The organism is Lutispora thermophila DSM 19022 (assembly GCF_900142105.1).
Classification (GTDB): Bacteria; Bacillota; Clostridia; order Lutisporales; family Lutisporaceae; genus Lutispora; species Lutispora thermophila.
Map to the genome: position 1 here is coordinate 24,947 of NZ_FQZS01000029.1, position 11,367 is coordinate 36,313.

At 35.6% G+C, this 11,367-nt stretch carries 7 protein-coding genes and 2 rRNA genes; all 9 read right to left on the minus strand.

Annotation, left to right across the window (positions count from 1 at the left end; genetic code table 11):
* Nucleotides 1-75: 75 nt before the first annotated feature.
* Nucleotides 76-3,603 carry a pyruvate:ferredoxin (flavodoxin) oxidoreductase gene (gene nifJ, locus BUB48_RS15555; protein WP_073027447.1) on the minus strand — a complete coding sequence of 1,176 codons (3,528 nt, stop codon included), beginning with the start codon at nucleotides 3,601-3,603 and terminating at the stop codon, nucleotides 76-78.
* Nucleotides 3,604-4,074: 471 nt separating this feature from the next.
* Nucleotides 4,075-4,842: a class I SAM-dependent DNA methyltransferase gene (locus tag BUB48_RS15560; RefSeq protein WP_073027449.1), complete on the minus strand. Its 768-nt coding sequence runs from the start codon at nucleotides 4,840-4,842 to the stop codon at nucleotides 4,075-4,077.
* Nucleotides 4,843-5,540: 698 nt separating this feature from the next.
* Nucleotides 5,541-6,263, minus strand: a complete 723-nt coding sequence (locus tag BUB48_RS15565) for a class I SAM-dependent methyltransferase (protein ID WP_073027451.1) — start codon at nucleotides 6,261-6,263, stop codon at nucleotides 5,541-5,543.
* 354 nt (nucleotides 6,264-6,617) lie between these two features.
* A complete protein-coding gene (locus BUB48_RS15570; protein WP_073027453.1) occupies nucleotides 6,618-7,166 on the minus strand; it encodes an NADH peroxidase in 549 nt (182 codons plus the stop codon).
* Nucleotides 7,167-7,441: 275 nt separating this feature from the next.
* Nucleotides 7,442-9,784 (minus strand): vitamin B12-dependent ribonucleotide reductase, encoded by a 2,343-nt coding sequence (locus tag BUB48_RS15575; RefSeq protein ID WP_073027456.1) that lies wholly within the window; start codon nucleotides 9,782-9,784, stop codon nucleotides 7,442-7,444.
* Between the two features lie 194 nt (nucleotides 9,785-9,978).
* Nucleotides 9,979-10,476, minus strand: coding sequence for a thioredoxin family protein (locus BUB48_RS15580; protein ID WP_073027458.1), 498 nt, complete (start codon nucleotides 10,474-10,476; stop codon nucleotides 9,979-9,981).
* A gap of 25 nt (nucleotides 10,477-10,501) precedes the next feature.
* On the minus strand, nucleotides 10,502-10,693 hold the full coding sequence (locus tag BUB48_RS15585) for a DUF6199 family natural product biosynthesis protein (RefSeq protein ID WP_073027461.1): 192 nt from the start codon (nucleotides 10,691-10,693) through the stop codon (nucleotides 10,502-10,504).
* A gap of 404 nt (nucleotides 10,694-11,097) precedes the next feature.
* Nucleotides 11,098-11,214: ribosomal RNA gene (gene rrf, locus BUB48_RS15590) — 5S ribosomal RNA — on the minus strand.
* A 71-nt stretch (nucleotides 11,215-11,285) separates the two neighbouring features.
* Nucleotides 11,286-11,367 (minus strand): 23S ribosomal RNA (locus BUB48_RS15595); the annotation flags it as partial.

Sequence of the window (11,367 nt, forward strand, 5' to 3'; positions counted from 1 at the left end):
TATTGAGGAAATTTGTACTTTTATATACAAAAGAAGACAAGAGCAGTTTCCTGCTCTTGTCTTCTTATATACTTATTATGCTTCAGCCATCTTCTTGTAAGTTTCATATTTTTCTTTTGCCACTTCCTCAGCTTTTGCAAATAATTCTTCTGCAATTTCTGGGAATGTGGTGGTAAGTGAAGTATATCTAACCTGTCCATTTAAGAATTCTCTGAAGCTTGCCTTAGGTTCTTTAGAATCCAGTATGAATGGATTCTTGCCTTGAGCTTTCAGTTCTGGATTATATCTGTATAAGTGCCAGTAACCAGCTTCAACAGCCTGCTGAGCATTAGCCTGTGTACGTCCCATACCTTCTTTCAAGCCATGGTTTATGCAAGGTGCATAAGCAATGATCAAGGATGGTCCATCATATTTTTCTGCTTCGATCAAAGCTTTGAGAAGCTGATTCTTGTCAGCACCCATAGCAACCTGAGCTACATATACATAGCCATAAGTAGTTGCAATCAAACCAAGATCTTTCTTCTTAACTCTCTTACCGGAAGCAGCAAATTTAGCAACAGCACCTATTGGTGTAGACTTGGATGACTGTCCTCCTGTATTTGAGTAAACTTCTGTATCCAATACTAATATATTTACATTTTCGCCTGAAGCCAATACATGGTCTAATCCGCCATAGCCTATATCATAAGCCCATCCATCTCCACCTATTATCCATACAGATCTCTTTATTAGATAGTCTTTATGTTCTGCTATTTCTGCTATTATTTCTTTGGCTCTGTCAGATGTTATTCCATCTCCATTGAGCAACGGAACAATCATTGCATAGCCTCTCTTGCTTTCTGCTGCATCGTTCATCCCATCCAACCAAACCTTGAAAGCTTCTTTGTATTTTTCAGGAATGTCCAATGTCAAAGCTTCCCTCATAAGATCAGCCAATCTGCTTCTGATCTGTCTTGTTGCTACTGCCATACCGTATCCATATTCAGCGTTATCTTCAAACAATGAGTTAGCCCATGCTGGACCCTTACCCTCTTTATTTGTGCAATATGGAGTTGATGGTGCAGAAGCTCCCCAAATGGAAGAACATCCTGTTGCATTGGCAATCATCATTCTATCTCCAAATAGCTGAGTAATTAGCTTTACATATGGGGTTTCACCACAGCCTGCGCATGCGCCAGAGAATTCAAGCAATGGCTGTGCAAACTGACTTCCTTTAACTGTTGTCAAAGGCATCAAATTATCTTTTACTGGAACCTTCATAGCATAATCCCAGTTTGGTATCTGAACTTCAGTCTGAGTTTCAAGAGGTTTCATAACAAGAGCTTTTTCTTTAGCAGGACAGATATCCGCACAGTTTCCACAGCCTGTGCAGTCTAATGTGCTTACCTGTATTCTGTAGTGCAATCCGCTTAGCTCTTTGCCTGCAGCATTCTTGGTCTCGAAGCCTGCAGGAGCATTCTTCTTTTCCTCTTCAGTAAGCAGTATAGGTCTTATAGCAGCATGTGGGCATACATAAGAGCACTGGTTGCACTGTATGCATTTATCTATCTGCCATTCAGGAACAAATACTGCAATTCCTCTCTTTTCATAAGCAGATGTACCCATTGGGAAATGCCCGTCTTCTCTGCCTACAAAGGCGCTAACAGGTAGTGAATCTCCTTCCTGTTTGTTCATTGGTTCAACAACTTTCTTAATAAACTCAGGAACTTCGACATCTGCAGCTGCCTCGTCTACAGCATCTTTCCATGTAGCTGGAACTTCTACTTTAACAAGGGCATTGATTCCTTTATCAACAGCTTGATAGTTCATTTCAAGAACCTTCTGGCCTTTCTTGCCATAACTGTGATCTATAGCCTCTTTCAAATACTTAACTGCATCTTCTATAGGAATAACATTTGCCAATTTAAAGAATGCAGACTGCATTATCATATTTATTCTGTTTCCAAGGCCTATTTCCTGAGCTATCTTTGTTGCATCTATTATATAGAAATTGATATCATTTTCAGCAATATATCTCTTCACAGAAGCAGGAAGTTTCTCATCAAGCTCTTCCTTGCTCCAAGCACAATTCAATACAAAGGTTCCACCCTTTTTAAGTCCTTTAAGAATATCATACTGATATACATATGCCTGATTATGGCAAGCCACAAAATCAGCTTCATTTATCAAATATGTGGACTTAATAGGCTTCTTACCGAATCTCAAGTGAGATATTGTTACTCCCCCGGACTTTTTGGAGTCATAGGAGAAATAACCCTGAGCATATAGGTCAGTATTGTCTCCAATTATCTTTATAGCATTCTTATTTGCGCCAACAGTACCGTCAGAGCCTAATCCCCAGAATTTGCATCTGATAGTTCCTTCTGGAGCTGTATTAACCTCTTCTTTCACTTCTAATGATGTATATGTAACGTCATCCACAATACCGATTGTAAAGCCGTTCTTTGGTTTATCGCTCTTTAAATTTTCGTATACTGCCAATATCTGTCCAGGAGTTGTGTCCTTAGAACCTAATCCGTATCTCCCTCCTACAATCAGAGGAGCATTTTCAACATCATAGAACAGAGTTCTAACATCTTGATATAATGGTTCTCCTAATGCACCTGGTTCTTTTGTTCTATCGAGAACAGCAATTCTTTTAACAGTCTTTGGCATAACATTAAAGAAATATTTTGATGAGAATGGTCTGTAAAGATGTACTTTAATTACACCGACCTTTTCTCCCTTGCTCATTAAATAATCTATGGTTTCGTCAATGGTTTCTGTAACGGAACCCATTGCTACGATTATATTCTCTGCCTCTGGATGTCCATAATAAACAAATGGCTTATATTCTCTTCCTGTAAGTTTGCTTATCTTATCCATATAGTCTGCAACTATATCAGGAATTTGCTCATAGAACTTGTTTGATGCTTCTTTAGCTTGGAAGAATATATCCGGATTCTGTGCAGTTCCCCTAGTCACTGGATGTTCCGGACTCAATGCACTATCTCTGAAAGCTTTTACAGCATCATAATCAACTAGTTTTGCAAAATCTCCATAATCTATGACTTCTATCTTTTGAACTTCGTGGGAGGTCCTAAATCCATCAAAGAAATGCAAGAATGGCACTCTGCCTTTTATTGCTGCTAAATGTGCAACACCAGCCAAGTCCATAACTTCTTGTACAGAACCTGAAGCTAAGAGAGCAAAGCCCGTTTGTCTTGTAGCCATAACATCTGAATGATCTCCAAAAATGGATAATGCATGACCTGCAACTGCACGAGCAGTTACATGAAATACTCCAGGAAGAAGTTCTCCTGCAATTTTATACATATTAGGTATCATTAATAGCAGCCCTTGTGAAGCAGTAAATGTGCTAGTTAATGCCCCGGCTGCCAAGGAACCATGCACAGCACCTGCAGCTCCCGCTTCTGATTGCATTTCGACTACCTTTACTTCTTGTCCAAAAATATTCTTCTGTCCATGAGCTGCCCATTCATCAATATTCTCTGCCATTGGTGAAGAAGGCGTAATTGGGAAAATTGCAGCTACATCAGTAAAGGCATAGGCGACGTACGCAGCAGCTGTATTACCATCCATAGTCTTCATTGTTTTTGCCATTGTGAAACCCCCTAACATTTATATTTATTTTCACATGTCCATATTTAAGTATATTATTTATTTACTGTAATGTCAATTTGAGTTATGAAAGGCCATGTATAAATTAACAATTAATATACGCAAAAATACAAGAAATAATATTCATAATTGCATTTTTTCAATCTATCTCTATTATCTGAGTATAAAAATGCAATTCTAATGCAAATAAACTTTTTAATCCTTGTGGAATCATGTAATGCAAAGTTATATTTATTAATATATACTTTGACCATCTCTGAGCAATTTTCTGTATTATAATCCCATACTTTTATATCCATTTAATAAGCTTATGCTTTTATCAAATCTTCCATTTATAAGTTGCTTTAACTCAACATTTTCTTCTCGTGTCAATCCATTATCATATAGTTATATTTCAATTTCACAGGATTTTCTAAACCCTATGCTCATGAATTTTATTTATCATATAACACATTACTTTGATAATTTTATAATCATGTAACTTGGAGTTTCAATAAATGCATTGTAACGGATATAGCAACTTTGCTTCCAGCTTTCTGGCGGAGAAGGTTCTTCTACTTTTTCAATCCTAAACCCGGCATTGATAATGGCATTAAAATAATCGCCCACTGTGTGATGATAACTCATACTCAAATAATTTTCAATGTTATCATTGTATTCTATCCATGGTTGAACATAGGCTCTTTTACTTTTATCTAAATATCTCACGACCCATTCATCATCAGATGGAAATTCTCCATTTTTATCAACCGGATATTGTGCTGTATAAATAGGATGCATTAATGAAACAATACAAACACCTTTATCTTCTAAAGCACTATACATATTGCAAAATAAATCTTTAATATCTTTAATATAGTGAAATGTTGTAGATGAAAATATAAAATCGAATTTTCCGTCGATATATGTATGCCAATTGCTTATATCGCCTTGAATAAATTCAACTTTTGAACCTCTGCTCTTTGCTTTTTCTTTTGCAATACTCAGCATATGTTCAGAAATATCTACACCCAAAACAGAAAGTGGATTTTCTTTTTCAAAAAGAAAAGAAAAACGTCCTGTCCCACAACCTAAATCCAAAATCCTTTTATCATTTAATTTTGGTAAAATTTTCTGAATGCAGGGCCATTCTATTGCATAACTATATGAATCCTCTTTCTCTGTAAAGTCTTCGTACGCTTTAGCCATATCATCCCAATTTTTTTCTATTTCATTTTTCATAATAATCCCCATCCCATATCTATAATATAATAACCACTTGACACAATTCGAATTCTCTATTAATTATAACATAAAATTTACCAATGCTAAATATCAGCAACACTTTTGCTTTTTTGATAGCAGCACTTTCAATCTGCTATTATAAGCTACTTGCATCAACTCTCATGGAAAACTTACATTGAAATTCTATTTTTTATGCCTGAAATTGCACATATTCTATTGAAGTTTTTAAATTTGCATAGTTACACCTTATGCCATTCTAAAAATCTTATGAACATGAAAATACCCTTAACAGTCTTATTGCCAACCGTTAAGGGCATTTTCTCGCCGGCGATTACTTTCCGAAATATCTTTGAAGAAGTCATTTAAATGGTTATACCGTGCCTTGCTTAGCCAATGGCCTTCATTATCATATAGTGATATTACTGTATACCTGAGAGGTGACCCCTTAATTTCCCTCTGATCTGCTTTGAGTTTTATGGATTTTCTGACTCTTTAATGCCATATTATGTTTTTGCTGCTCCTGTCGCACCTTCAATTTCTTGAGATAATTATAACCTGTCCTCCTACACCATAACCCAATAAATCAGTGTGAGTAGGAACACCACATAATAAAAGCCCTTTTAATTGGAGCTTTCAACATCCATAATATGAAAAAGAAACAGGAAAGCGTATCTCCTCTAAGTACATTTTCTTAATTATCGCTTATGCTTAAGAATAACATGATGAAAATATGCAATATTTCTGAACTCAGGTATTTCCTCTGCTGCACATTCAAGATTATACATGTTTGTAATCCAATCAGATTCCATTTTTAGTTCGTTTCTTTGCAAAGCAAAAAACATTCGTACACCATATATTTTATCAATTTCAAAATAACCTTCACAATATTTTTCTAACTCCCAATTATCATATTCGTTTATTATTCCAAAATTTTCTGATATGGCGTTTCCATTATTAATCAATTCTAATGCCTCATTAATTTTATATTCAAACACAGCTTTATGCATTATTTTGCCAGCTTTATTGTGTTTAACAATAGATACAAACCCATCAGGTTTTAATACACGGCTAAACTCACAAAGCAATTCTCTTCTGTTATCTAAATATTCCAACACATTATGGCATATAATCATATCGTAGGATTGATTTTGCACTTCTCTAAGTTTCTCTATTCCACCAACAATTTGCCTATACTTATTTTTACAAAATTTATGTTTAAGCAACTCCTCATTTGGTTCAATGGCAGTTACATCATTACTTTTTGCAAAATAATCAGCAGTAATTCCAAATCCACTTCCAAAATCAAGTATTTTTTTACCTTTACAGTCTATGTTATGCCATACTAACTTATAAAACAATTTTCCCCACGGTGCATTTACCGTATTAAGATAACCTTGAACATTTATATTTTTACTCATGTATTAGTCCCCCTTAAAACAGCTTTTCATTAGCGTTATAAATTACTATTGATATATAAATCATCATGTCGCCATAAACTACATAACGTATTTCATTATCTTCACCTTAACACAAAATTTACCAAAATTGAATATAAAAAATACATCTATCATTAGATGTTAGCTTTCGATCTATTGTAACAAGCCACATGTAACGGTTGTCAATGAAAATTCCCCTTGAGATTTTCAAATTTCTCATTTTGTCTCTGTATGTCAGCCTTGAAAACCCGAATATAAATTTAAAATCTTTTGAACATGAAAACACCCCTGACAGTTGGTTTACCAACTGTCAGGGGCGCTATTTTACTGATATGATTACTTACCAAAGTATCTCTCCAACAAGCCCTTAAATGCTTTACCGTGTCTTGCTTCATCCTTGCACATCTCATGTACTGTATCATGAATTGCATCTAAATTCAGCTGTTTTGCCTTAGTTGCTAATTCCTTCTTGCCGCTGCAAGCACCGTACTCTGCTTCAACTCTCATCTCAAGATTCTTCTTAGTATCTGCAACTACTACTTCCCCTAGCAATTCTGCAAATTTAGCAGCATGCTCAGCCTCTTCAAAAGCTATTCTCTTATATGCTTCAGCTATTTCTGGGAAACCTTCTCTATCTGCCTGACGGCTCATTGCTAAGTACATCCCTACTTCTGTGCATTCTCCCATGAAATTTGCTCTTAATCCTTCTATGATCTCAGGGTCTATATCTTTTGCTACACCTATTCTATGTTCATCTGCCCATTGAAGGTTGTCTGCTGACTGCTCTACAAATTTATCCTTTGAAGCCTTGCACTGAGGGCAAAAATCTGGAGCCTCATTTCCTTCATGAACATAACCACAAATTTTACAAACAAATTTTTTCATTTCAATAACCTCCTATATTTAATTAGTATTTCTACTAGAATTGACTACATTATGATTATACAATAATTACCTTATATATGCTAATGGTCTAAAAGCTAAAATAGGGCATTTTAATTAATATATCTTATTAATTAATAATAATTCTCCGTTTTATTGCTTTAATCTTCTTTTTTTAAAATTTTATATGTAATAGAAATGAGATACATAAAATAATAGAACAAGCATAGTTCTAGATATTAGAACCATGCTTGTCAATATAACATTATTATAATATCCTAGCCGCATTTGGAGAACCCGCAATTTCTACAAATCATGCATCCTCCTTCATGTTGAACTTTTGAACCACATTCAGGGCAGTATTTAATATTCCCAAATTCTTGTCTGTCATCAATAGTTGCAGAAGTTTCACCAAAATCTACTGTACTTCGACTGCATTGAATTGAGCATAATGAGCAATTTCCTCCGCAATCTGAACTGCTTTCTTCCACTGCAGTTGTCAACTCATCTATTGTCTCCACATCCTTCACTTCCACTTGCATATTCAACACTTTTTCAAGGGTTCTTCCTATTGCATCAGGACAGGACAGCACTTTAAGCCCTTTTTGCCTCAAAGTAGAGTGGCATCTTATACCTCTTAGTTGCTCTATTATCTCTTTGATATCCACCCCTGCTCTTAAGGCAATAGATATTAGTCTGCTTGTTGCTTCTGATTGGGACGGACATCCTCCCGCTCTGCCCAGATTTGCAAATACTTCGCAAATCCCTTCTTCGTCTGAGTTAACAGTAATATATAGATTTCCACAACCTATTTTTACCTTCTCCGTTATGCCAAAGGTAACATCAGGCCTAACTCTTGCCTTCAGAGTCTTTTGATCTATTTTCTGCTCTTGCTGTTTTTCTCCATCCTTATTAACCGCACCGATATTTAATACCTGTGATTCACGACTTCCATCTCTATATATGGTAACGCCTTTGCAACCCAACTTGTAGGCAAGCATGTAGACTTCTCTTACATCTTCCCTGGTAGCCTCTTTTCTAAAGTTCACAGTTTTTGAAACTGCATTATCTGTGTATTTTTGGAACATGGCCTGCATTCTTATATGCCAAATAGGATCTATATCATGGGCAGTAGCAAATACTCTTCTCACATCCTCAGGTATTTCTTCTATATGCCTTACTGAACCCATCTTTGCTATCTTTCTCATAAGCTCTACACTATAGAACCCTCTTTCCTTAGCAACCTTTTCGAAAAGTGGATTTACCTCAGGCAATTCATCATTATCCATAACATTTCTGATAAAGGATACAGCAAACAATGGCTCAATACCGCTTGATACCCCAGCAATTATGGATATGGTGCCTGTTGGTGCTATAGTAGTAGTTGTAGCATTTCTCAATTTCATACTTTTATTGGCATATATGCTCTTTTCGAAGGCAGGAAAAGCACCTCTCAATTCAGCCAGCTTTGCTGACGCTTGTTTTGATCTTTCATTTATGAAACTCATGACTGACTCTGCTGTTTCTATGGCATCTTCCGAATCATATGGGATTCCAAGATTTATAAGCATATCCGCAAATCCCATTACACCCAAACCTATTTTTCTTGTTTTCTTTGTCATTTCATCTATTTTCTCAAGAGGATATTTGTTTACGTCTATAACATTATCTAAAAAGTGAACTGCTGTATCTACTAAATCTCCCAATTTATCAAAATCTATTTCTTTTTTGATACCATTGTCTTTTATACAATTAACAAGATTTATGGAACCAAGATTACATGATTCAAATGGAAGTAGAGGTTGCTCCCCACAGGGATTTGTACTCTCAATTTCTCCCAATTCAGGTACTACATTGTCTCTATTCATTCTATCTAAAAATATAATTCCAGGTTCCCCGTTATTCCATGCCATATCCACTATCAAATCAAATACTTCCCTGGCCTTTAGCTTTCCTTTGACTTTCTTTGTATGAGGTTCTATCAATTCGTACTCCTCATCTTTTTCAACAGCTTCCATGAACTTTTCTGTTATTCCCACACTTATGTTAAAGTTAGTAATTTCTTTGTCGTTTTTCTTGCACTGAATAAATTCTAATATATCAGGATGGTCTACCCTCAATATGCCCATGTTTGCTCCTCTGCGCACTCCACCTTGCTTAACGGCTTCTGTAGCAGAATTAAAAACTTTCATAAAGCTTATGGGACCTGAAGCTACACCACCTGTAGAATTAACAGAAGAACCTTTACTTCTTAACCGGCTAAAACTAAAACCTGTTCCACCACCACTTTTATGTATTATTGCAGCATGTTTGATAGCATCAAATATACCTTCCATGGAATCTTCCACTGGAAGGACAAAACAAGCCGATAACTGGCCCAATTCTCTACCTGCATTCATCAAAGTAGGTGAGTTTGGTAAAAAGTCCAGATTATACATGATATCATAAAACTTTTTTTCTAGTTCACTGATATCTTTATCTGGTTCATAAATCTTGTCTGCACTGGCTATAAATGAAGAAACCCTCTTGAATAGTCCTTCAGGTGTTTCTATCAATTTTCCTTCTTCGTTTTTCGCCAAATATCTTCTTTCCAACACCTTAAGACCGTTTTCCGATATCATTTTATTTCCCGCCTCCTTAACAACCTATAGTGTATCGCGCAATAAAACACACAAGATATTGTATCATATGATATATTATGCTACAAAATGACTATTGTACTAATTTTATCATTCTAGATTATTTTCTTTTCATTTAGAAATATTTTCTTTATATATCTTACCATCGCAAATTATTCATTAAAAAATTAGCGCTTTTAAGCGCCAATTATAATTTTCAATAAATCTTCGGCAGTCTCATTTATAAATTTACCTGCTTTATATTGCATGTTGATCTTAGAGCCTTCTAAAGTTTCTATATCAGCATTTTTTACCTTATCAATTTTCTCTATAAAAGCTCCTCTTATATTAAAATCTTTATCCATTATGATGAAGGTAGGAACCTTTATCTTGCCATCTTCTTTATAGTCATCTAATTCATCATTAACATTATCTCGTGTGACAAGTCTAAGAGTTATTTTGTCATTGAAGCTTATCATTTTCTCCAAAACAGAGAGATTGATGTGACAGTCAGGACACCATGATTCAACTACACCTAAAATATTTATTTCTTCTTCCAATGCAGTTATCTTATTTTTCACTTCATCAGCTATTTCCATTGGAATATAATATTTCATAAACTTCTTTTTATTCACATCATCTACATTAAACATAAAGCTTCTGAAGCTTAACCCTTTTTCAAACAAGTTCTTCAAAAATACCACCCGCACTTCATTATTTTCACCATGAAAATATGAGGATCAAACCAATAACGCATGCTATTATACCAGTTATTCTGATATACAGTAAGTACGCATCGCTAGGCTTAGCATCTCTTACTTTCCAGCCTATCTCCAAGTTCCAGGCAGCCTCTGGACTTATTGCAGACAAACCACCTAAAATCAGTATTATAAGTCCAATTATGTTTTTCATACAAAACCCCTCCAATTATTTTACTATATGGATGGTGATGATACAAGATACCAATGAGTGACTAAGAAGTATTTCTTTTCCGTCTTGCCACGTGCTGTCTGGGTATTCCTTTTGGGTCATTTTGATGAACACGGATTAACACTGAGGTTTCCACCTATTAATAGGGCGGGATACTTTGTTTTCAAAACACTGAAATACACTAAAGGGAGCTACTTAGACACTATATGGAACTAGAAAAAGCATATGTGCACTTGCACATATGCTTTTTCTTTAGTTACTGTAGCTTTCTTCATAACATTGCTTACCTAACCCATATATTTGCTTTCTGCCCTGCTACAGGCAACATAATACCTTTTAGTGTATTTTAGTGGTCTTTGGTGTCTTTTCGTATTCTAAAATAAAAAACCCGGCAACGACCTACTCTCCCAGGACCCTTCGGTCCAAGTACCATCGGCACTGGAGAGCTTAACTTCTGTGTTCGGTATGGGAACAGGTGTGGCCTCTCCGTCATTGTCACCGGATTATTCGCTATATATATATTTTTTTTTCGAAGGTCTGCACCTTCAAAACTACACAATACTAAGACTTAGTTTAGATCAAGCCCTCGACCTATTAGTATCGGTCAGCTAAATACATCACTGTACTTACACCTCCGACCTATCTACCACGTAGTC